General features: G+C 52.4%; 25 protein-coding genes, 1 other RNA gene and 2 pseudogenes. 19 read left to right on the top strand and 9 right to left on the bottom strand.

From position 1 onward, the window contains the following. Positions 1–114: 114 nt before the first annotated feature. From J6J28_RS01060 to murA, 7 genes are read left to right on the top strand one after another with little or no spacing between them, the layout of a single operon-like run. Positions 115–981, top strand: a complete 867-nt coding sequence (locus J6J28_RS01060; protein WP_301719422.1) for an ATP-binding cassette domain-containing protein — start codon at positions 115–117, stop codon at positions 979–981. Then, positions 974–1,750 (top strand): lipid asymmetry maintenance ABC transporter permease subunit MlaE, encoded by a 777-nt coding sequence (mlaE, locus tag J6J28_RS01065; RefSeq protein WP_301719423.1) that lies wholly within the window; start codon positions 974–976, stop codon positions 1,748–1,750. Before J6J28_RS01060 ends, mlaE begins: the two co-directional genes overlap by 8 nt. 6 nt (positions 1,751–1,756) lie before the next feature. Further along, a complete protein-coding gene (gene mlaD / locus J6J28_RS01070; RefSeq protein ID WP_301719424.1) occupies positions 1,757–2,224 on the top strand; it encodes an outer membrane lipid asymmetry maintenance protein MlaD in 468 nt (155 codons plus the stop codon). Positions 2,225–2,233: 9 nt separating this feature from the next. Next, positions 2,234–2,893, top strand: coding sequence for an MlaC/ttg2D family ABC transporter substrate-binding protein (locus J6J28_RS01075; protein ID WP_301719425.1), 660 nt, complete (start codon positions 2,234–2,236; stop codon positions 2,891–2,893). 4 nt (positions 2,894–2,897) lie between these two features. Then, positions 2,898–3,200, top strand: a complete 303-nt coding sequence (locus J6J28_RS01080) for an STAS domain-containing protein (RefSeq protein WP_301719426.1) — start codon at positions 2,898–2,900, stop codon at positions 3,198–3,200. A 42-nt stretch (positions 3,201–3,242) separates the two neighbouring features. Next, positions 3,243–3,500 (top strand): BolA family protein, encoded by a 258-nt coding sequence (locus J6J28_RS01085; RefSeq protein WP_301719427.1) that lies wholly within the window; start codon positions 3,243–3,245, stop codon positions 3,498–3,500. Positions 3,501–3,515: 15 nt separating this feature from the next. Continuing rightward, positions 3,516–4,772, top strand: coding sequence for a UDP-N-acetylglucosamine 1-carboxyvinyltransferase (gene murA, locus J6J28_RS01090; RefSeq protein ID WP_301719429.1), 1,257 nt, complete (start codon positions 3,516–3,518; stop codon positions 4,770–4,772). Here the strand turns inward: murA and J6J28_RS01095 are convergent. The 3 genes from J6J28_RS01095 to J6J28_RS01105 form a co-directional block, all read right to left on the bottom strand. After that, complete coding sequence (locus J6J28_RS01095) at positions 4,769–5,830, bottom strand: trypsin-like peptidase domain-containing protein (protein ID WP_301719430.1); 1,062 nt, start codon at positions 5,828–5,830, stop codon at positions 4,769–4,771. The two genes, murA and J6J28_RS01095, sit on opposite strands and share 4 nt — an antisense overlap. 153 nt (positions 5,831–5,983) lie before the next feature. Next, positions 5,984–7,339, bottom strand: a complete 1,356-nt coding sequence (locus J6J28_RS01100) for a DegQ family serine endoprotease (protein WP_301719431.1) — start codon at positions 7,337–7,339, stop codon at positions 5,984–5,986. Between the two features lie 83 nt (positions 7,340–7,422). Beyond that, positions 7,423–7,860 (bottom strand): Z-ring associated ZapG family protein, encoded by a 438-nt coding sequence (locus J6J28_RS01105; protein WP_301719432.1) that lies wholly within the window; start codon positions 7,858–7,860, stop codon positions 7,423–7,425. Between the two features lie 52 nt (positions 7,861–7,912). Here J6J28_RS01105 and zapE point away from each other — a divergent pair, with 52 nt between their 5' ends. The 8 genes from zapE to J6J28_RS01145 all read left to right on the top strand — a co-directional run bounded on the left by zapE (position 7,913) and on the right by J6J28_RS01145 (position 13,927). Next, a complete protein-coding gene (gene zapE / locus J6J28_RS01110; protein WP_301719433.1) occupies positions 7,913–9,055 on the top strand; it encodes a cell division protein ZapE in 1,143 nt (380 codons plus the stop codon). Positions 9,056–9,215: 160 nt separating this feature from the next. Then, positions 9,216–9,644, top strand: coding sequence for a 50S ribosomal protein L13 (gene rplM, locus J6J28_RS01115; protein WP_126763672.1), 429 nt, complete (start codon positions 9,216–9,218; stop codon positions 9,642–9,644). Between the two features lie 17 nt (positions 9,645–9,661). Continuing rightward, entirely contained in the window at positions 9,662–10,054 is a 393-nt protein-coding gene (gene rpsI / locus J6J28_RS01120) for a 30S ribosomal protein S9 (protein WP_301719435.1), read from the top strand. 220 nt (positions 10,055–10,274) lie between these two features. Next, entirely contained in the window at positions 10,275–10,865 is a 591-nt protein-coding gene (gene petA / locus J6J28_RS01125; protein ID WP_301720780.1) for a ubiquinol-cytochrome c reductase iron-sulfur subunit, read from the top strand. Next, complete coding sequence (locus J6J28_RS01130; RefSeq protein WP_418055159.1) at positions 10,865–12,127, top strand: cytochrome b; 1,263 nt, start codon at positions 10,865–10,867, stop codon at positions 12,125–12,127. Before petA ends, J6J28_RS01130 begins: the two co-directional genes overlap by 1 nt. After that, positions 12,127–12,873 carry a cytochrome c1 gene (locus tag J6J28_RS01135; protein WP_301719437.1) on the top strand — a complete coding sequence of 249 codons (747 nt, stop codon included), beginning with the start codon at positions 12,127–12,129 and terminating at the stop codon, positions 12,871–12,873. Before J6J28_RS01130 ends, J6J28_RS01135 begins: the two co-directional genes overlap by 1 nt. A gap of 14 nt (positions 12,874–12,887) precedes the next feature. Beyond that, positions 12,888–13,517 (top strand): stringent starvation protein SspA, encoded by a 630-nt coding sequence (sspA, locus tag J6J28_RS01140; protein ID WP_301719438.1) that lies wholly within the window; start codon positions 12,888–12,890, stop codon positions 13,515–13,517. Positions 13,518–13,531: 14 nt separating this feature from the next. Next, a complete protein-coding gene (locus J6J28_RS01145) occupies positions 13,532–13,927 on the top strand; it encodes a ClpXP protease specificity-enhancing factor (protein WP_335342626.1) in 396 nt (131 codons plus the stop codon). 16 nt (positions 13,928–13,943) lie between these two features. On the opposite strand, the gene dolP is transcribed toward J6J28_RS01145, so the two are convergent. From dolP to J6J28_RS01165, 4 genes are read right to left on the bottom strand one after another with little or no spacing between them, the layout of a single operon-like run. Beyond that, positions 13,944–14,516 carry a division/outer membrane stress-associated lipid-binding lipoprotein gene (gene dolP, locus J6J28_RS01150; protein ID WP_301719439.1) on the bottom strand — a complete coding sequence of 191 codons (573 nt, stop codon included), beginning with the start codon at positions 14,514–14,516 and terminating at the stop codon, positions 13,944–13,946. Then, positions 14,513–15,085, bottom strand: coding sequence for an SIS domain-containing protein (locus tag J6J28_RS01155; RefSeq protein ID WP_301719441.1), 573 nt, complete (start codon positions 15,083–15,085; stop codon positions 14,513–14,515). Before J6J28_RS01155 ends, dolP begins: the two co-directional genes overlap by 4 nt. A 9-nt stretch (positions 15,086–15,094) precedes the next feature. Beyond that, positions 15,095–15,445: a YraN family protein gene (locus J6J28_RS01160; RefSeq protein WP_301719443.1), complete on the bottom strand. Its 351-nt coding sequence runs from the start codon at positions 15,443–15,445 to the stop codon at positions 15,095–15,097. Positions 15,446–15,448: 3 nt separating this feature from the next. Next, positions 15,449–17,305: a penicillin-binding protein activator gene (locus tag J6J28_RS01165; RefSeq protein ID WP_301719444.1), complete on the bottom strand. Its 1,857-nt coding sequence runs from the start codon at positions 17,303–17,305 to the stop codon at positions 15,449–15,451. 94 nt (positions 17,306–17,399) lie between these two features. On the opposite strand from J6J28_RS01165, the gene rsmI reads away from it, so the two are divergent. Together rsmI and rnpB are read left to right on the top strand one after the other, a co-directional pair. Beyond that, on the top strand, positions 17,400–18,254 hold the full coding sequence (gene rsmI, locus J6J28_RS01170) for a 16S rRNA (cytidine(1402)-2'-O)-methyltransferase (protein ID WP_301719445.1): 855 nt from the start codon (positions 17,400–17,402) through the stop codon (positions 18,252–18,254). 10 nt (positions 18,255–18,264) lie between these two features. Further along, an RNA gene (rnpB, locus tag J6J28_RS01175) (RNase P RNA component class A) lies at positions 18,265–18,630 on the top strand. A gap of 104 nt (positions 18,631–18,734) precedes the next feature. On the opposite strand, the pseudogene J6J28_RS12730 reads toward rnpB, so the two are convergent. Continuing rightward, positions 18,735–19,370: pseudogene (locus tag J6J28_RS12730) on the bottom strand (EAL domain-containing protein); the annotation flags it as partial. On the opposite strand from J6J28_RS12730, the gene J6J28_RS01180 reads away from it, so the two are divergent. After that, entirely contained in the window at positions 19,338–19,490 is a 153-nt protein-coding gene (locus J6J28_RS01180) for a hypothetical protein (protein WP_301719446.1), read from the top strand. The pseudogene J6J28_RS12730 and the gene J6J28_RS01180 sit on opposite strands and share 33 nt — an antisense overlap. 3 nt (positions 19,491–19,493) lie before the next feature. On the opposite strand, the pseudogene J6J28_RS12735 reads toward J6J28_RS01180, so the two are convergent. Beyond that, a pseudogene (locus tag J6J28_RS12735) lies at positions 19,494–19,892 on the bottom strand (GGDEF domain-containing protein); the annotation flags it as partial. On the opposite strand from J6J28_RS12735, the gene J6J28_RS01190 reads away from it, so the two are divergent. Beyond that, the gene (locus J6J28_RS01190) at positions 19,821–20,000 is read left to right on the top strand and encodes a hypothetical protein (protein ID WP_301719448.1); all 180 of its coding nucleotides are present in this window, start codon (positions 19,821–19,823) and stop codon (positions 19,998–20,000) included. The pseudogene J6J28_RS12735 and the gene J6J28_RS01190 sit on opposite strands and share 72 nt — an antisense overlap. Positions 20,001–20,188 lie beyond the last annotated feature (188 nt).

A 20,188-nucleotide genomic window follows, 5' to 3' on the forward strand; every position in this document is an offset into this window, starting at 1 on the left:
CAGACGTAATAGCGCTTTGACACATGATTTGTCACAAAATTTACCACCGCACGCTAGGGAAAAGTCCCAATTTCAGGTAAACTAGGCGGTCTTGAAAAAAGGGAAGAGCCAGTTATGACAAGCGCTGACGCCGACGACCTCGTCGTTATTGAAAATCTGGATTTTGCCCATGGCTACGGTGCGCATCAGGTCTATAAAGGTCTGGAAATGCGGATCCCGCGCGGCAAAATCACTGCGGTGATGGGACCAAGTGGTATCGGTAAAACCACCCTGTTACGGCTGATCGGTGGGCAACTGAAGCCACAAAGTGGCAGCATTAAGTTTGCCGGGCATGATATTCCGCAACTATCACGCAGCGCTTTGTACGAGCAGCGTAAGCGCATGAGCATGCTCTTCCAAAGTGGCGCTTTATTCACCGATATGACGGTGTTTGACAACATAGCGTTCCCGATTCGTGAGCACAGCGACTTACCGGACGAAATTATTGAGACTATCGTGCTGATGAAGCTGGAAGCGGTGGGACTGCGTGGTGCTCGCGATCTGATGCCAGGTGAGCTTTCCGGTGGTATGGCGCGGCGCGCAGCTTTGGCACGGGCGATAGCACTGGATCCGGAACTTATCATGTACGATGAGCCTTTTGCGGGGCAGGACCCGATTTCAATGGGGGTCATCGTTAAGTTGATTAAGTCATTAAACAACTCACTGGGGCTGACCAGTGTCGTGGTCACCCATGATGTTGCTGAAGTCTTAACCATCGCCGATAAAGTGTTCATTATTGCCGACAAAAAAGTCGTGGCGGAAGGCACACCAGAGGAGCTCAAAGCCTCTGATGATGACTTAGTGCAACAATTCTTGTCGGGCGACGCGGACGGTCCTGTACCGTTCCATTATAAAGCGGAAAGTTTTGCCAAAGATATCTTGGGCGAAGAAGCGGATGCTGACTCTGATGCCGAGCAGCGCAAGGAGCGAGACAATGCTTGATCGAGTTGCAGCGCTGGGGAAGGCAGTTTTAGATAATATTGCCGGTGCCGGCCAAGCTATGGTGATGTTACTGCGAGCCCTGGTAGGCAAACCACAAATTCGCAAGTCCTGGCCTTTGCTGATGCAGCAAATGTACTCCGTAGGCGTGTTATCGCTCGTCATTATCATCGTCAGTGGCCTGTTTATTGGCATGGTCATTGGTCTGCAGGGCTATACGATTTTAGTCGACTTCGGCGCCGAGCAAAGCCTGGGGCCTATGGTCGCACTCTCACTGTTGCGTGAGCTTGGACCTGTTGTCACAGCATTATTATTTGCCGGGCGCGCCGGCTCTGCACTGACGGCAGAAATTGGTTTGATGAAAGCGACGGAACAGCTCTCAAGTCTTGAGATGATGGCCGTCGACCCGCTAAGACGCGTCATCTCGCCGCGCTTCTGGGCCGGTTTTTACAGTATGCCAATATTGGCGATTATCTTCTCCGCGGTTGGTATCTACGGTGGCTATTTAGTCGGCGTGCGCTGGCTTGGCGTCGACGAGGGCGCGTTCTGGTCAGTGATGCAGTCGAATGTCGAATGGGGACAAGATATCCTCAACGGTATTATTAAAAGTTTAGTTTTTGCCTTTGTGGTGACCTGGATCGCACTGCATAAAGGCTTTCATTGTACTCCAACCTCGGTCGGTATTAGTCGGGCAACGACATCGACTGTGGTGACAGCTTCACTCGCTGTGTTGGGGTTAGATTTTGTTCTCACCGCACTGATGTTTGGGTAACAGATTATGGAATCAAGAAATACACAGTTAGCTGTCGGATTTTTCGTTATTTTTGGTGTGCTCGCACTCATATTTCTGGGCCTTCGCGCAGCTGATACCAACGTCGGAAGCAGTAATGAAACCTATAAGTTGTACGCAAAATTCGACAACATTGGTGGTTTAAAAGAGCGTTCACCAGTGAAAGTTGGTGGCGTGGTGGTCGGTCGTGTCAGCCGCATTACGCTGGACGGCGACTACTACGAGCCGCTGGTCGAAATGACCATCAACAAACAATATGATGAATTTTCTAATACTTCATCGGTCTCAATCTTAACGTCGGGCTTACTAGGTGAGCAATATGTGGGATTAAGCCCAGGTTTCATCGATGACACCGTGGAAATGTTAGAAGACGGCGACTATATCCAAGATACAAAATCTGCACTGGTGCTTGAGGATCTGATCGGTCAGTTCCTGTTCAGCCAAGGCAACGATTAAGGAGCAAAAATGAAAATCTGGTATGCATTCTTGATGGCAGCGCTGTTAGTGGTCACTGGAACTGCCGTGGCCAACACCAAGCAGGACGCCGAAAGCCCTTATGTTTTGCTGGAACGGGTCGCCAATAAGACCGCCAAGCGCATCAGTGAAGAACGCGCTAAAATTAATGAAGATCTTGATTACCTGCGGGTGATCATCCGCGAAGAGTTGATGCCGTATGTCGATGCGACTTACGCTGCAAAGCGTGTGCTCGGTCGGAATCTTAAGGATACGACGGAACAACAACGGCAGGAGTTTTATTCTGTTTTTCGTGAGTACCTGATTGCAACTTACGGTCGCGCCTTTACCCAGTACGATGAAGAAAAACACGAATTTCAGTTCGAGCGGGCTCGCGATATTGCCCCTGACGACCGCATGGTTGAGGTGAAAACTCGTCTTATTGAAAAAGACGGGCGGCCACCGGTTCGCCTCGACTTTAAACTGCGCTACGACGACGATGAAAAAGTCTGGAAGGCCTACGATCTCGTGGTTGAAGGCGTGAGCCTGCTGAACAGCAAAGCCGCAGAGATTTCCTCAGTGATACGTGATCGTGGCATCGATGGCACCATCGAATTGTTACGTGAGAAAGGCCAGGAGCCTATCCAGCCTTACGACCAGGGTAATAGTTAAGATTATGACAGCGCAATTGAGTTGGCAGCAAGAGGATGAGACCCTGACCTTTAAAGGTGAACTGACTCGCGCAACAGTTGCGCGTGCATGGGGCCAGCGAAAAGATTGGTACGCCGACGGACAAGAGCGCTTAACTGTTGACCTCGAGTCCGTTGAGCATGTTGATTCGGCCGGTGTGGCGATGCTGTTGCAGTTAAAAAAGTATTTAATGCAACGAAAATGTGAACTTGCGATCACTAATCCGAGTCAACAGTTTGATGCCATCGTTGAAGTTAGCGGTGGCTCTTCATTACTCAAGCATGTTTAAATGTGAGTAAATTAGAACGCAACCCAACAAGAACTTAGTCTAATGACAATTGATACGATTAAAGAACTTATACAGGCAGCGCTCGAGTTAGACGAACTCATTGTGAAAGTTGACGGCAGCCACGCTTCAATTACGGCGGTGAGTGAGCAGTTTGCTGACTTAAGCCGCGTGAAAAAGCAGCAGTTGGTGTATGCACCGCTAAAAGAGCTTATTGCCAGTGGTGAATTGCATGCTGTTTCGATCAAAACCTATACCCCAACTGAATGGCAACGCGAGAAAAAGCTCGCAATGCTGAGTTAAAGCGAGTAGCCCGCAATGCAAAAATTTATAATAAAGGGTGGCCAAGCGCTGCACGGTGAAGTACGGATATCTGGTGCGAAAAATGCTGCGCTACCCATTTTGATGGCAAGCTTGCTGGCGACCGACGATGTGAATCTGCACAATGTTCCTGCTCTGCAGGATGTGCGCACCTCGCTGAAGTTGCTCGCAGACTTAGGCATCAGCAGCGAAGCTCTGGATGCCAACAGCTATCGCATTCATCCGCAAACCATTGCTCACCATATCGCCAGTTACGAGCTGGTGAAGACCATGCGCGCCTCGATTCTGGTTTTAGGACCCTTGCTGGCGCGTCAGGGCGAGGCACAGGTGTCCTTACCTGGCGGTTGTGCCATCGGTGCGCGACCAGTGAATCTGCACATCGAAGGTCTACGCCAGATGGGCGCAGAGATCGTGGTCGAAAATGGCTACATTAATGCCCGTGTTGATGGCCGGCTGCAAGGCGCCGCGATTTTGCTCGACACGGTGAGTGTCACAGGTACTGAGAACCTGATGATGGCCGCTACTCTGGCCGAGGGCGTGACCACTATTGAGAATGCTGCGCGGGAGCCAGAAGTCGTTGACCTCGCTAACTTCCTTAATACGCTTGGTGCAGACGTGCGCGGCGCTGGTACTGATACCATCGAAATCCATGGCGTCGATAAGCTCCATGGCGGCGATTACTCAGTACAGCCCGATCGTATTGAAACCGGTACCTTTCTCGTCGCGGCACTGGTGACAGGTGGTGATGTGACTTGCGTAAATACCGATCCAACGATGCTGGATGCGGTACTGAAGAAGTTAACAGAAGCGGGTGCAACCATCACCAAAGGTGAAGACTGGATTCGCTTGCAGGCGCCGGCGCGACCGCGTCCGGTGAATGTAATTACCGCGCCACATCCGGCATTCCCAACGGATATGCAGGCGCAGTTTTGTGCTCTGAATGCCATCGCTGATGGCACCGGCTGGGTGCGTGAAACGATTTTTGAAAATCGCTTTATGCACGTCCCTGAACTGCAGCGCATGGGCGCGCAAATTGAGCTGGAAGGCAACACCGCCATCTGCAAAGGCACCGATCGTCTCGCCGGAGCACAAGTCATGTGTACCGACTTGCGGGCTTCAGCGTCGTTAGTGATTGCTGGCTTGGTGGCGAGTGGTGAGACTACGGTGCAGCGTATCTATCATATCGACCGCGGCTATGAAGCTATCGAGAAGAAGCTATCGGCGCTGGGCGCGCAGATCGAACGTCACGATTAATAGCGCAGCTTTCTGATGATGACCGTGGTAGTGATTTCATCATTACCGCGTAAGTAGCGAATTTCGAGTTCGGTGCCGGGGGCTGTATTGGAAATCAAAGCCAGCCCTTCGGTCGCCGACGAAATCTGCTGGCCGGCAATCTCCACGATATAATCCTCGGCGCGCAGGCCTGCCTCAGCCGCGGGACTGTTCGGATCGACAGCGGTGACGAAAATACCGGGCTGCTGATATACCTGAGCGGCCGGTGTGTCGCTGGTATTGATACCTAAGTAGCCGCGCACCACTTCACCTTCTTCGATGAGCGTTTTCATAATAGTGCGCGTCAGCGAGTAGGGCACAGCAAAGTAAATCCCCTCAACACCCTGGCCAGCCGGGCCGCGAAATTGGGCGTTATTGATTCCTACCAGGTATCCTTCACTGTTAACGAGGGCGCCACCTGACGCTCCTTCGTTGATCACGGCATCCATCTGCATCAAATCTGCGTGGGTGTTAATCACACCCATGCGGCCACCGGTGGCACTGATAATACCCTGTGTAATGGTCTGCCCTAAGTTGAGCGGGTTACCGATCGCCAGCACTACGTCGCCGACACTGGAGCGCAGGTTCTGGTCCTGCGGGATGACCGGTAGGTTATCAAGTTCAATCCGCAGCACTGCCAGATCGGTAATGGGGTCAACGCCAATCACCTGAGCACTGGTGCGGCGGCCATCTTGTAAAGCAATTTCAATGGAACTGACATTGGCCACGACGTGGGCGGCAGTAATGATATGGCCGACGTTATCCATAATCACACCGGAACCAAGCCGCAGAACTGTGCTGGGGCGACGGCTGTAATAGGAACCGCGAACCTCACTAAGGCTGTAGATGTTGACCACCGCTGGAGCGGCACGGTTAACGGCTTTAGCGAAGCTCATAGGTTGGCTGGATTGCTGCCGTGACAATTGCCAATCGGCAACTAGAGGTTGCAACCAGATGACTAATGCCGCAACCAACAGGCCCAGTACCACAGAGCGTAAAATGTAGCTTATCCAATTTGTAGACTGGGGTGATCGCGTCATTTGTCTTCCATTACCTGTTGAGCCAAGTGAAACCGTTATGTAAATGAAAAAGCCAGTTAAAGCATATCACTTCTGAAAAAAAGAAGGCAGCTTTGTTGAGCTGCCTTCAAAAGTTGCGCTGTGTGAATCATTTAGTGCATAACAGAGATGGGGTTAACCACCTCGTAATACAAGGTAGAGTGATGAATTACCGCGTTGAATGTTCAATGCGATCACACCACGTGCGGTATCGAGCGCAGTGCGCAACTCGCTGACCGAACTGACGGGCTGACGGTTAACGGCCATAATAATGTCGTCTTTACGGAGTCCATAGCGGGCGGCGATTGAGCCTTCCACCAATTCGGTAATCAGCACGCCACCACCGTCGTTAGCCGCTAAAGTCGCGCCTTCCAGGGCAGGGTGCAGATTGGCAGCTTCCACGGCAGTTTCTTCGGCGCTAAGCGTGACGGAGAACTGACGCTCGTCGCCATCTCTCAATACGGTTAACTGCACTGGTTTGCCAACGCCCATGGTTTTCACGCGGGCGCTCAGGTCAGAGAAGCTTTTCACTTGCTCACCGTTGACGGCGATGATGACGTCTCCTGATTTCAGGCCTGCTTCATCAGCAGCGCTGTCCGGTAAAACCTCGGCAATAAATGCGCCTTGTTTGGCTTGCAGGTTTAACGCTTCGGCGATATCGGCGGTCAAATCGTTACCGCGAACACCCAGCACGCCGCGACGCACTTCACCGAACTCGATTAACTGCTGTACGAGCGCCTGCATCATGTCAGAGGGAATGGCAAAACCGATACCGATGTTGCCACCGTTCGGCCCAAGAATGGCTGTATTGATGCCAATGAGTTCGCCGTTGAGGGTCACTAAGGCGCCACCCGAGTTGCCGCTGTTAATGGCCGCGTCGGTCTGAATGAAGTTTTCGATTTCTTCGATACCCAGGCCACTGCGGCCCAGCGCACTGACGATCCCAGAGGTGACGGTCTGACCCAGGCCAAATGGGTTGCCAATGGCGACCACGAAGTCGCCGACACGAAGATCCGCTGAACGGCCCACTTCAATTTCAGTCAAGCCTTCACCATCCTGAATTTTCAGCAGCGCGATGTCAGAGTTTGCATCTGTACCTATGACTTCGGCATCAAATTGAGTGCCGTCTTTCAAGGTGACCAGGATTTCTGACGCACCATCGATGACATGATTATTGGTGACCACATAACCTTGTTCAGCATCGATAATGACGCCTGAACCCAGGCCGCGGAAAGGCCGTTCCTGAACTTGTTCCTGTGGGCTATTCGGACCAAAGAAAAAGCGAAACATATCTGGCACGCGCTGGCGTACTTCGCGGCTGCCTTTCACTGAGATGTTCACTACGGCGGGGGTAACTTCTTCGAGCATCGGCGCCAACGTAGGCGTTTCGTCTTTATCGCTGAAGAAAGGAATATTGGCCTGCGCCGGGCTGAACGCCGGTACGCTGGTTAAGGTAATTAGGGTGAGTAGGGCAAAGAATTTCATTCTCATAGGGTACAGACTCCTTTAAACAACACGATGTCGCGTGCAAATAAAGACCGACCCTATGGAAATAAGTTCAGCTCAGAGATGTTTCAAGATGTTTTTTGTTTCGAAGATGAAAAAAGTCCACTTTTTTTATCCGAATAATCGCGAGGCATTTGCTCAGCGGTTTCTTTCTGCGCCTGACTACTGTCTTTTTGCAGCTGGCTGGCCATACGCAGCTGGCGCATGGTGTCCTCAGCAAAGAACGGCAAGCTCGGTTGCGTCTGCTCTTGCTGCAATAGCTCAGAACTGTGTTGCAGGTACGCCTTGAGCTTATCCTGGGTTTCTTCCAGCTGCTCGACCAGCGCACTCGCCGTGGCAAAATGTTCGGCCACCTCTTGCTGATAGGAGGCGAGCTGTTCGCGACTCTGTTGTACTTCCTGGTTTAATCGCGCCTCGTCAGAGTGTTCTTTCAGCCAGTAGCGCGCTACAAAGAAACCCAAAACTGCTCCTGCCAGTACTAACAGAATGCCAATGATTGCATCCATAAAAACTCCTTAAAAACACGATTCGCATGATAAACTAGTTCCCCATAGCATAATGCAGAATAGGGTCGAAGTGGTAGTGACAACGCAAAACATTACCCCGTTAAGTAAATACGAAGAGGATCTAGCCAGCGGCGGGTTCAGTCCTGACGCGGCGCAACGGCGCGCGGTTGAAGCACTGCAAAGGCTTTACGATGATCTGATGAAGTATCGTGCCCAACAACGTGGCGGCTTGGTCAATAAGCTCAAACAGCTGTTTGGAGCAACACCTCAGGCGCCGCAGGGGCTGTACTTCTGGGGGGGCGTTGGCCGCGGTAAAACCTACCTGGTCGATACGTTTTACGATACCTTGCCTTTTGAACAGAAATTGCGCGTTCACTTTCACCGGTTTATGCATCGGGTTCATAAGGAGCTTAAAGAACTCAAGGGCAAGAGTGACCCTTTGCCGATCATCGCGGATAAGCTTGCAGACGAAGCGCAGGTCATTTGTTTCGACGAGTTTTTTGTACAGGATATTACCGATGCGATGATTCTGGGAACCTTGATGCAGGAACTGTTCAGTCGCGGTGTGGTGTTGGTGGCCACCTCCAATATCGTACCCGACGACTTGTATCGCAACGGCTTGCAGCGACAACGCTTTCTGCCGGCGATTGAGCTTATCAAAAAGCATTGCGACGTCATCAACGTCGATAACGGCATTGACTATCGTCTGCGCACACTCAGCAAAGCCGAAATTTATCACTCGCCGCTCGATGCGGAAGCTGATGAAAACCTGCAACGTTATTTTACCGAGCTGGCGCCGGATCATTGCAGCCGAAACACGGATGGCAGTATTCGCATTAACGGCCGCGATATTGCTGTCCGGCTTGAGTGCGACGATGTCGTACTGTTCGAATTCGAAGCGATTTGTGGCGGCCCGCGCTCGCAAAATGATTATATTGAGCTGGCCCAGCTCTACCACGCCGTGTTGATTAGTAATGTGCCCCAGCTGGGCGCAAACAAGGATGACGCCGCACGCCGATTCCTGGCATTGGTAGACGAATTTTACGAACGCCGGGTGAAGCTCATTCTGTCGGCCGCGGTGCCGCTGGAGGATATCTACGCCGGTGGCAAGCTGGAGTTTGAATACCGCCGCTGTATCTCGCGCCTACAGGAAATGCAAAGCCACGAGTATCTGGCGCAGGCGCACAAACCTTAAGCGATATAGCCGTTGATCTTTGCAGCGGTTTTCCCTATAATCCGCGCAGCCCACGTTACAGGTACAACTAACCAGTGTGTGGTGAAACCACAACGGTTGTTGTGGTTCGCGGGGAAGCCCGGAACTACTGTCGTGAACCTTTAATAAAGAGTATGTTTCAATGAGTACATTTGTTGCAAAGCCAGAAACTGTACAACGTGACTGGTATGTTATTGACGCCGAAGGTAAAACTTTAGGTCGTTTGGCGACTGAAGTCGCCCGCCGTTTACGCGGTAAGCATAAGCCTGAGTACACTCCTCACGTCGATACTGGTGATTACATCATCATCGTCAACGCTGAGAAAGTGGCGGTTACTGGCCGTAAGGCACAGAACAAAATCTATTATTCACACTCTGGGTATCCAGGTGGTATCAAGGAAATCAGCTTCGAGAAGTTGATCGCCAAGGCACCGGAAATGGTCATTCAGAAAGCGGTGAAGGGTATGTTACCTCGTGGTCCACTTGGTCGTGCCATGTTCCGTAAACTGAAAGTATATGCAGGCACTGAGCACAACCATGTTGCTCAACAGCCTAAACAACTTGAAATTTAAGACGGAGCACTAAGACAATGGCAGAGAATCAATACTACGGTACTGGTCGTCGCAAAAGCTCAACTGCACGCGTTTTCTTGCGTCCGGGCAGCGGCAACATCAGCATCAACAACCGCACCTTAGAAGAATACTTTGGCCGTGAAACCGCACAAATGGTTGTTCGTCAACCGCTTGAGCTGGTCGACATGGTTGAGAAATTCGACTTATACATCACCGTTGCTGGTGGTGGCTCTAGTGGTCAGGCTGGCGCAGTGCGTCACGGTATCACTCGTGCACTGATGCAATATGACGAAGCTCTACGTGGCGACCTACGTCGTGCGGGTTATGTAACTCGTGACGCGCGTCAAGTTGAACGTAAGAAAGTCGGCTTGCACAAAGCACGTAAACGTCCACAGTTCTCGAAGCGTTAATTTCCGCTTACGAAGCTGTACGTTTCAGCAAATACAAAACCCGGCCTTTGTGCCGGGTTTTTTGCGTTTGTCCTTGTAAAAATCAGGGTATTTCTTTATCATCTGAAAGCATTTTTTTGCCGTTCGCCTGTGCCGGTTGGTAGAGGTGGACCTAACGCAGCAGCTAATTACTGACTTCATGGCAATGTCCCGTGAAGCGTCCAAACTGGAGAGTAAGTGGATGAGCAATGCGCCTGTAGATAAAGGCCGCCGTCGTTTTCTGACTGTCGCAACCTCTGTGGTTGGTGCAGCAGGCGCGGTGGGTGTTGCTGTTCCTTTCATTGCATCGTGGAACCCGAGTGCGAGAGCTAAAAACGCGGGTGCCCCTGTGGAAGTGAACATCGGAAAAGCTGAACCGGGTCAAATGATTCGTGTGGAATGGCGAGGCCAGCCTGTTTGGGTGGTACGTCGTACTCCGGAGATGTTGGCAAGCCTTGAAGGCTTAGCAGACCAACTACGCGATCCTAATTCAGAAGAGCCTCAACAGCCAGAATACGCAGCAAATCTCTATCGCTCACGAAAAGAAGAGTTTTTCGTGGCGGTCGGTATTTGTACGCACCTGGGCTGTTCCCCTCAGTACCTGCCAGAGGACTTCGGCGAACAAGTCGAGGGCGTCAAAGCAGGCTTCTTCTGTCCATGTCACGGTTCGAAGTTTGACATCGCTGGTCGCGTCTTTGCGGGCGTACCTGCACCTTACAATTTGGTAGTGCCACCGCATTACTACATTGACGACAACACGATTTTAGTGGGTCAAGACGGGGAGCAAGCGTGATGAAAAGACTAGTTGCATGGATTGACGAACGCATTCCGATGACCAAAACGTGGAACATCCACCTGGCTCAGTACCCAGCACCAAAAAACTTTAATTTCTGGTACCTGTTTGGGGTGCTGGCGATGTTGGTATTGGTGAATCAGATCCTGACCGGTATCTGGTTGACAATGAACTACGTGCCTTCTGCTGAAGGTGCCTTTGCATCGGTCGAATACATCATGCGCGACATCGACTACGGTTGGTTGCTGCGCTATATGCACTCGACGGGAGCATCTGCTTTCTTCGTGGTGGTCTATCTGCACATGCTTCGCGGCATGATGTACGGGTCCTATCAGAAACCCCGCGAATTGCTGTGGGTGTTCGGTATGTTGATCTTCCTGGTGTTAATGGCAGAAGCCTTCATGGGCTACCTGTTGCCATGGGGACAAATGTCCTATTGGGGCGCTCAGGTTATCATCTCGCTGTTTGGCGCCATCCCGGTCATCGGCGATGATTTAACCCTTTGGATCCGTGGTGATTACGTTATCTCAGGAGCGACGTTGAACCGCTTCTTTGCACTGCATGTAATCGCGCTGCCATTGGTACTGGTGATCTTGGTCTTCTTACACATTGTCGCTTTACACGAAGTTGGCTCGAATAACCCTGAAGGGATCAACATTAAGAAGCCGAAGGGCTCGATTCCTGAGGAAGAGAAGCCGAAGTTCAAGTTCCACGAGCGTTTCACTAAGAAATACGACATTGTCGATGCTTTCCCGTTCTTCCCTTATTACGTGGTGAAGGATCTGGTAGGTATCGGAATTTTCTTATTCCTGTTCTGTTACGTGATCTTCTTTGCGCCGGCGATGGGCGGCTTGTTCCTTGAGCCACCAAACTTTGAAGCGGCAAACCCGCTGAAAACGCCAGATCATATTGCACCAGTTTGGTACTTTACGCCGTTCTATGCGATTTTGCGGGCTGTTCCGGACAAGCTTCTGGGTGTCATTCTGATGTTTGGCTCCATTGCAGCGCTATTCGTCCTGCCATGGCTGGACCGCGGCAAGGTGCGCTCAATTCGCTACCGTAGCGGCTTCCACAAGGTCAACCTGGCGGTCTTTGTGGTCAGCTTTGTCGCACTTGGCTACCTGGGTCTGAAACCTGCGACCGAGGTATACACCTTGTTCGCGCGGATCTTCACCTTCTTGTACTTCGCGTTTTTCGTATTACTGTTCTTCTACAGTAAAAACGAGAACACGAAGCCAGTTCCAGAGAGGATTACTAAGTGATGAAACAGTTTCTTAAAACCACTCTTCTGGTAGCCGCATCTTTATGGTCAGTTGCAAGCTTTGCAGCTGACCCAACGGTGCCACTTGATGAAGCAAAAATTGATTTGCATGACAAAGCCTCGCTACAGCGTGGTGCGCAATTGTTCATGAACTATTGCCTGGGTTGTCACTCAATGCAGTATCAACGCTACGGGCGTACCTTCGAAGACTTAGGGATTCCTGACGATATCGGAATGGCCAACCTGCAGTTTACCGGCGAGAAGGTGGGTGATCTGATCACCAATGCTATGCCAACAGAAGCCGCGGGTAACTGGTTTGGTACTGCCGCACCGGATTTGACCCTGGTTTCACGGGTGCGTGGTGCCGACTGGATTTACACCTATTTGCGTACATTCTACGTCGACGAGTCTCGTCCGTTTGGTGTGAACAATGCGGTGTTCCCTAACGTTGGGATGCCTCATGTACTGCAAGAGTTACAAGGTGTGCCTCGTAAGACTACCGAAGAACACATGGTCGATGGCGAAATGACAGAACGCTACGTGGGTATTAAAACCGACGGCAGCGGTATGTTAACCCCGTCAGAGTACGACCAAGCTATGCTCGATTTAACCAACTTCCTGGTATATACCGGCGAACCGATGTTGCTACAGCAGCGTCGTATGGGTTGGTATGTCTTCGGGTTCTTATTAGTCTTTACAATTTTCGCGTGGCTACTCAAGCGCGAATTCTTTAAAGACGTGAAGTAATGATGGAGAAAGACATGTCGGTTGCGGCAAATAAACGGTCAGTGATGACGTTGTATTCGGGACGTAATGACTTACGTAGTCATCAAGCTCGAATCGTATTAGCAGAAAAGGGCGTAGGTGTGGAAATCACCTACGTCGAGAACGATCAAATTCCAGAAGACCTGTTGCAGTTGAATCCGTATCCGGATGCGTTGCCAACTTTGGTCGATCGTGAGCTGGTTCTCTACAACGCGCATATCATCATGGAATACCTCGATGAACGTTTCCCGCATCCGCCATTGATGCCGGTGTATCCGGTTGCTCGCGGCACCAGCCGCTTGATGATGTATCGTATCGAGCGTGACTGGTACGCGCTCGCTGATGCGATTGTCAAAGGCGGCAAGGGCATCGAAGCAGCACGTCAGGAATTGCGTGAAGGCATTCTTGCCCTGGCGCCGATTTTTGCCGATACCCCTTACTTCATGAGTGAAGAGTTCACCTTGGTGGACTGCTACCTGGCGCCGTTGCTTTGGCGTTTGCCAAGTTATGGCATCCAGTTAGAGGGCGCTGCAGCGAAGGCAGTGAAAGCTTATATGCTGCGTGTATTTGAGCGCGATTCATTCCAGGAATCACTTACCGACATCGAGCGAGATCTGGGACGGTGAGTGAGTTGACGGCAATGACGGCACGGCGCCCGTATATGTTACGGGCGGTGTACGAATGGTTGGTAGATAATCAGTTGACACCGCATTTGGTGGTGGATGCTGACCAGCCCGGGTGCCAGGTGCCGCGTCAGTTTGTGCAGGATGGACAAATCGTTCTGAATATTGCCCCCGGCGCCGTGGGCAACCTGCAACTGCTCAATGATCGTATCGAGTTCAATGCCCGCTTTTCAGGTAAACCTGAGCATGTGCAGGTGCCGATGATTGCGATCAACGCACTTTATGCACGTGAAAACGGTGCCGGCACCATTTTCGAGGAAGAACCACAGCTCGAAAATACGTCGCCTGAGCCACCTCCTGAACCGCCCACCCCGGGTGGCAAGAAGCGGCCCAGCCTTAAAGTCGTAAAATAAAACGTCTTCTCGGTTTTTAGCTAATTTCGAAAGCATCAATGACGCGCTCAACACCGTTGGTGTTGCGCGCGATATCGATCGCCGCACGCGCCATTTCACGGCTAACCAACCCCATTAAGAACACTTCACCGTTCTCGGTGACAACCTTGATTTTATTGGCTTCAACGGTTTCATCGGTGACAAATTTGGCTTTAATTTTACTCGTCAGCCAGCTGTCATTACTGATGGTTTTAAAACTGATCACCGGACCGGTACGCAATTCATTATGCACGCGTTGTACACCTTCAACGTCGCGGGCCAATCCTGCAGCTAATTCCGCCAGACCGGAATGAGGGACCTGGCCAAGTAACAATACGGCGCGATTGAACGATACGACCTGAATGCGGGTGTCTGAAAGCCTTTCTTCGCTTTTTAGTTTGGCGATAACCTTAATTTCAATGGCCTGATCATCCACCTGGGTGCCGACGGTGCGCGAATCTGTCGCTGATGAAATACCAATTGCGGTAGCGCCAACCAGAGCTGCTGCACAGCCCGATAGCCCAACCATCGCAATCAGGGCGAGCGCCGGTAAACCTAAACGCTGTTTCACGAGTCATCCTCCTGTGGAAATATCTGTTGTTCAGCCAGACTGCATAACATATTCACCAATTGCAGCAGGTGTTCGCTCACCCGGGCCGCATTACGCGACGGAATACGGATTTCTACATCATCGGGACCGAGGAGTCCGGCGACGTCTAAATCGGCGTCGTTGGTCAGGGCAATAATCAACATATCGCGACTCAATGCGGCTTCCATGGCGCGACTGACGCGCGGAGCGTTACTGCCTGCGCTTAACACCAGTAATAAATCACTGGGTTGACCGACGGCTAAGATTTGTTGCGCAAAGATACTTTGATGTTCATTGTCACCAAAATCAGCATGCAATGCATTGACTGGGAAGGGCGGTCGCTCGAACTGCAGGCCAGTGAGCATGATATGAGAAAAGTGCCGGGCGCTGGCGTGCGCCATACTCTCACCGCAGCAGTAGATCTTTTGTCCCCGAAGCAGGGAGTCGACCAGTAATTCAGCCGCCCGCATCAACGGGTCTTGCAGTTGATCCGCTGCAGCGATTTGGGTCTGAATGCACTCTGTGAATATGGCTTTTACTGGCTCTTGCATAAGTCCTCGTTAAAAAGCATCTTGCAACCAGTGGAGTTGCTCCGGCTGCTGACAAATAGCAACGACATCAAAGCGCATGAACGTCTGATGTTCATCAAGTTTTTTCGATAGTAAATAAAATTGCGCACTGCGTCGAACACGTTGACACTGGGCGGGGGTAATTTGTTCAACCACCCTGGCAAAATCTTCATTGGCGCGAGACTTGACCTCGACGAAGACCCAGTGCTCGCCATCCCGCATGACAATATCAATTTCACCTATGTCGCAGCGAAAATTACGTTCCACGAGCTCCAGTCCCTGCTGACAGAGGTGTGTTACCGCCAGCTCCTCGCCGGCGTTGCCCTGTTCCTTTGCCAGCATGTGTCAGTCAGTCGCCGTGGCTGGTTTAATCTGATGGCCGTCATAGCGTGCCCAGGCAAGCGCCCGGTCGATACCTGCAGGTTGACGCGTTAGCTCGCCGGTCAGGCCGGACACCTGATAGCCTGGCAATGCTGCCATGACGTCCATGCGTTGCGTCAGCATCATGGCATCGTGGCCAAATGCCGCCAGTCTAGCCAGGTTATAGTTCCAGTGCCGGCGCAGCTGCAGTAATTGTCCTAATCTCGGATAGTGCGGATGGTTCGGTAGTAACCAGGGGATCTCGGTGAAGCGCACGTTGTCGAGGTCATTTTCACTAAGCTGATCGCCGCGAATATGACTGGCGGAGGTGGCAAAAACCGGGATAGGCTCCATAAAGGGTGCGATATTAACGTCAATAAATGGCTTTAATAATCGCGTCTGCTCTATGGTTCCGGGTAAAAAGATCGCGTCAATATCAGCGCGACTGCGAGCTTCAGCGTCCACCAGGATCTTACCCGCGGTAATTTTGACTTGCCAGATACGCGCTTCGCTGGCGGTGACCCCCAATTTTTGCTGAACAATAGCTTTCATGTCATCAGTGGTACGGTAGAGACCGCTCTCGACGGTGGCATTGGGCTGTTGAGCGAGAAAATAGTCTTCAAATACCTGCACCGCCTCTTTGCCCCGGTTACTGTCCGCCGCCAGTATTAATGGATGTTTCACGCCACGCTCAACCAGAGTTTCGGCAACCTGGCGGATTTCCATCTCTGGGGCTAAGGCGTACCAAAGGTCAGGTTGTACCGCCTTCAGTTCAGTGACGTTGTTTAATGCCACCCAGCGTACGCCCATGGCAGCAAGGGGGGCATCATCAATGGCACTGATCGCATCTTTCAATAGCGGACCAATAAGGGTATCGGCCTGCTCTTTCTGCAACTCCTCGGTCAGAGTGGCGTAATCGAAGTTGTTGCTATCGCGGACGGTGATAGAGAAAGCCGGTTGATCTTCCAGCGCCATAATCATGCCATCAAGTACGGCTTGCCCTTGCTCTGCAAAAGGACCGCTTAGTGGCAGTAATACCAGCGCGTGATGTTTCTCAGCGGCTTGCTGTAATTGTTTACGCAGACGCTCCGCGACTGGCGCCGCCGGATGTTCTGGATGGCGCAGCTGCCAGCCCTGGATAGCGCTGCTGTCAATTGCGTCCGCTTGTTGATGTGCAGCCATCAGCAGCGCCAGCCAGGAGCGTGCGACCTCGCCTCTGGTGGTTAACTGTGTCGGTGCTGTGGCCGCACTTAAATACTGCCAGCTTTGCTGGGCAGAGGTATCGGCCTGACCAAGGGCCAGCAACTCAAGTTGATATTGCGCTGCTTGCTGCGAGTGTTGCAGCTGCGCTGCGAGATCCCGGGCGAAACGTAAAATCCGGGCTTGTTGGCTGGTCGCCGTCTGCTCGGTAGCGTTCAGCAATTGCGTTAACTGGTCGTTTGCGTCGCGCGGCTGCCCCTGACTGGCCAGCCACTGTAATCGCGCCAGTTGCAATTGCTGTTGTTGGGAAGCCGACAACTGCTCAGCGACACGTTCGAGTTCACTAAGCAGGACCGCGCTGGCTTGCCACTGCTGCTCATTCTGCAGACGCTCGGTCTGCGCGAGCAGGTACCGCCACTGCGCTTGTTGATTAGGTTGCTGTTGCAGCGCCGTGAGGATCTCGTCCAGGCTTTGGGCAGTAGCCGCAGCTGTCTGCTCACCCAAACTCGGCTCTCGGGGTTCAGATTGTGCCGTTTCGTCTGTTGGTCGTGACGGTGTTGCACAAGCCGCCAGACTGCAAACAACGATGCACAAGACCAACTTCTTTGGCACAATAGCAAGATTCACCAATTTCACACTCACGCTGGGTTCGACTCTAACGGTGGCTCATGGGCATACTATAAACCTAGCCGTGCAGCGACACAACGCAACGAAGTGAATCTTACAAGGGGTTAACATGCCGCAGACCACATCAGGCATACTCTATATTGTACCCACACCCATCGGTAATCTTGGCGATTTCTCGACCCGGGCGCAGCAAGTTCTCAGTGATGTTGCAGCGATTGCAGCAGAAGATACCCGTCATAGCCGACAGCTCTTGCAGCAGTTCGCTATTCAGAATGACGTCTTTGCGCTACATGAGCACAATGAGCGTGAGCGAGCGGGCAAAGTGATTGAGCGCCTGACCAATGGCGACTCAATTGCTCTGATCAGTGATGCGGGTACGCCGCTCATCAGTGACCCTGGCTATGTGCTGGTGCAACAATGCCGTGCCGCTGGTATTAAAGTGGTGGCATTACCGGGGCCCTGTGCGATTACCACAGCGCTATCAGGAGCGGGGCTGCCTACGGATCGCTTTACTTTCGAGGGCTTTCTGCCAGCCAAACCGCAGCAGCGTCGAAAGACACTCAGCGCTTTGCTCGACGAGCCACGTACCATGGTCTTTTATGAGTCGCCCCATCGAATCTTGCACACCCTCAACGATCTGCACGACGTGATGGGAGCTGAGCGCACAATGGTGCTGGCCCGGGAACTGACCAAGCAATTTGAAACTTATCTCAGTGGCAGCATCGCTGAGGTGCTGGATCAGGTTGCGGCGGATAGTAATCAGCAGCGTGGCGAGTTCGTGTTGATGTTAGCAGGAGCGCCAGTGCAGGAGGAGTCCGCGGCGGACGATCTGGCAGCATTGCGGACGGTGCAACTTCTACGTGAGCACCTGCCACTGAAAAAAGCGGCGGGCTGCGCAGCTGAAATCCACGGCGTACGCAAAAACCATCTGTACCAGCTAGCGTTAGACGCAGATAACACGTAGAATGCGCCGCAGAGTTAGCCAGACAATCGCTGCTTATTCAGGTTCGCCTGCGTAAGGGGAGGAAAGTCCGGGCTCCACAGGGCAGGGTGCCAGATAACGTCTGGGCGGCGCGAGCCGACGACCAGTGCAACAGAGAGTAAACCGCCGATGGCCTGCGCAAGCAGGATCAGGTAAGGGTGAAAGGGTGCGGTAAGAGCGCACCGCGCGGCTGGCAACAGTTCGTGGCACGGTAAACTCCACCCGGAGCAAGGTCAAATAGGGGTTCATTGGCGCGGCCCGCGTTGAACCCGGGTAGACTGCTTGAACGCTAGAGTGATTTAGCGGCTAGACGAATGATTGTCCACGACAGAACCCGGCTTATCGGCTAACTCGCTGATTAAAACGTTTGGTGTAGTCGATGAAGGTGTCCAGGCGCAAGCTTTGGCCATAATAGAAGCCCTGCTGGAAGTGACAGTTTTTGCTTTGCAAAAACTCGACTTGAGCGCGAGTTTCGACACCTTCAGCGACAACCATCAAGTCCAATGTATGCGCAATTCGGATGAGTACGTCAACTAAAGCCGTTTGTTGCCGATTCGCCGGCACCCCCTTCATAAACTCCCGATCAATTTTAATCACATCAATGGGGTAAAAGCGTAAGTAGTTGAGACTCGAATAGCCGGTACCAAAGTCATCGATGGCCAGGTGCACACCGGCGCTGCGCAGACGGCGTAAACTCATCAACTGACGCTCCTGATTGCGCATCAGCATGGATTCGGTAATTTCCAGCATCAGCCGGTTGGGGGGCATATTGGCTTCCTGCAGGGCTTCCAACCACTCACTGGCGACATCTTTGTCATGGAACTCACGAGGCGACCGGTTGACGGCGACGGTTAGGTCCAGCCCGGCAGCGCGCATGGTCTGCCAGTCGGTCATCACCTGCCGCAAAACAAAGTCACCCAGCCAGACGATGGCACCTGTCTTCTCGGCGATGGGGATGAAATCACCGGGTGGGATATTGCCATGCTCAGGGTGATCCCAGCGGATCAACGCTTCGCAGCGGGTTAATAAGCCACTGACTGTATCAATCACCGGCTGGTATTCGACATGAAACTGGTTGTTCTCCAGAGCCTGAATCATCTGATGATGGAGCGCGATATGCTGTTCAGTATTCTGACGCAAGGTCCGGTCGTAGCACGCTACCGAGAGCGAGCCCATGGCTTTCGCTGCGTACATCGCCAGTTCAGCACATTTCACTAGTTGCTGGGCGTGCGTAGCGTCATCGGGGTAGAGGGCAATCCCCAGGCTGGCGGTAACATTGATGTGGTTTTGCTGAATGTCGGCAGTATTCAGCAAATCATTGATTATCGCTTTGCCGCGTTGCTCAGCGTGAGCTGCCGTGTCGACATCGGCCAGCGCCAGCATAAATTCGTCACCGCCAACGCGTGCGACCATGTCTTGTGGACGTATACTGCGACCGAGTTGCTCGGCAACATGCTGGAGCAAGCCATCACCGATATCCTGGCCCAGCGCGTCATTAATGTCGCGCAGATGGTCAAGGTCCAGCATTAATAGCGCAAAGCCTTTATTGTGGCTCTGCGCATCGGCAATGCGCTGCTCGAGCTGTTGTTGGAAATAATTGCGGTTGGCAAGGCCGGTCAGTGGATCGAAGCGGGCCTGAAAACTGATGGTATGCAGCGCAAAGCGCAAGCGCCGCTGAGTCAGGATCAGCACCGCGAAAGCGGCAACAATAAGTGCGGTGACGGCTAAACCTGTTAACCAGTGCACATAGTAACCCTGCTCGGTATCAAGCCAACTGCCGCGGCGTGGTGACACCGCCAGCTGCCATTGGTCGCCAGGCACCTGAACATCCGTCTTTATGGGGTCAAGCTCGAGCACTGCGGCGTCGCCGTTGATAATGTCAGCTCCATTGTTGAGTGATTGGCGATAGACAACAA

Origin of the sequence: Pseudidiomarina terrestris (genome assembly GCF_030466375.1) — a bacterium.
In the GTDB taxonomy this organism is placed as follows: domain Bacteria; phylum Pseudomonadota; class Gammaproteobacteria; order Enterobacterales; family Alteromonadaceae; genus Pseudidiomarina; species Pseudidiomarina terrestris.

What these genes read in the sequence shown, in the direction of transcription:
- J6J28_RS01080 (WP_301719426.1), top strand. Translation starts at nt 2,898, where the DNA reads ATGACAGCGCAATTGAGTTGGCAGCAAGAGGATGAGACCCTGACCTTT.
- J6J28_RS01100 (WP_301719431.1), bottom strand. Translation starts at nt 7,339, where the DNA reads ATGAGAATGAAATTCTTTGCCCTACTCACCCTAATTACCTTAACCAGC.
- J6J28_RS01135 (WP_301719437.1), top strand. Translation starts at nt 12,127, where the DNA reads ATGAAACAGTTTCTTAAAACCACTCTTCTGGTAGCCGCATCTTTATGG.
- rplM (WP_126763672.1), top strand. Translation starts at nt 9,216, where the DNA reads ATGAGTACATTTGTTGCAAAGCCAGAAACTGTACAACGTGACTGGTAT.
- petA (WP_301720780.1), top strand. Translation starts at nt 10,275, where the DNA reads ATGAGCAATGCGCCTGTAGATAAAGGCCGCCGTCGTTTTCTGACTGTC.
- J6J28_RS01145 (WP_335342626.1), top strand. Translation starts at nt 13,532, where the DNA reads ATGACGGCACGGCGCCCGTATATGTTACGGGCGGTGTACGAATGGTTG.
- mlaE (WP_301719423.1), top strand. Translation starts at nt 974, where the DNA reads ATGCTTGATCGAGTTGCAGCGCTGGGGAAGGCAGTTTTAGATAATATT.
- murA (WP_301719429.1), top strand. Translation starts at nt 3,516, where the DNA reads ATGCAAAAATTTATAATAAAGGGTGGCCAAGCGCTGCACGGTGAAGTA.
- J6J28_RS01155 (WP_301719441.1), bottom strand. Translation starts at nt 15,085, where the DNA reads ATGCAAGAGCCAGTAAAAGCCATATTCACAGAGTGCATTCAGACCCAA.
- rpsI (WP_301719435.1), top strand. Translation starts at nt 9,662, where the DNA reads ATGGCAGAGAATCAATACTACGGTACTGGTCGTCGCAAAAGCTCAACT.
- zapE (WP_301719433.1), top strand. Translation starts at nt 7,913, where the DNA reads ATGCAGAATAGGGTCGAAGTGGTAGTGACAACGCAAAACATTACCCCG.
- J6J28_RS01180 (WP_301719446.1), top strand. Translation starts at nt 19,338, where the DNA reads ATGAAACTGGTTGTTCTCCAGAGCCTGAATCATCTGATGATGGAGCGC.
- sspA (WP_301719438.1), top strand. Translation starts at nt 12,888, where the DNA reads ATGTCGGTTGCGGCAAATAAACGGTCAGTGATGACGTTGTATTCGGGA.
- J6J28_RS01160 (WP_301719443.1), bottom strand. Translation starts at nt 15,445, where the DNA reads ATGCTGGCAAAGGAACAGGGCAACGCCGGCGAGGAGCTGGCGGTAACA.
- mlaD (WP_301719424.1), top strand. Translation starts at nt 1,757, where the DNA reads ATGGAATCAAGAAATACACAGTTAGCTGTCGGATTTTTCGTTATTTTT.
- J6J28_RS01095 (WP_301719430.1), bottom strand. Translation starts at nt 5,830, where the DNA reads ATGACGCGATCACCCCAGTCTACAAATTGGATAAGCTACATTTTACGC.
- J6J28_RS01085 (WP_301719427.1), top strand. Translation starts at nt 3,243, where the DNA reads ATGACAATTGATACGATTAAAGAACTTATACAGGCAGCGCTCGAGTTA.
- J6J28_RS01105 (WP_301719432.1), bottom strand. Translation starts at nt 7,860, where the DNA reads ATGGATGCAATCATTGGCATTCTGTTAGTACTGGCAGGAGCAGTTTTG.
- J6J28_RS01075 (WP_301719425.1), top strand. Translation starts at nt 2,234, where the DNA reads ATGAAAATCTGGTATGCATTCTTGATGGCAGCGCTGTTAGTGGTCACT.
- J6J28_RS01060 (WP_301719422.1), top strand. Translation starts at nt 115, where the DNA reads ATGACAAGCGCTGACGCCGACGACCTCGTCGTTATTGAAAATCTGGAT.
- rsmI (WP_301719445.1), top strand. Translation starts at nt 17,400, where the DNA reads ATGCCGCAGACCACATCAGGCATACTCTATATTGTACCCACACCCATC.
- J6J28_RS01130 (WP_418055159.1), top strand. Translation starts at nt 10,865, where the DNA reads ATGAAAAGACTAGTTGCATGGATTGACGAACGCATTCCGATGACCAAA.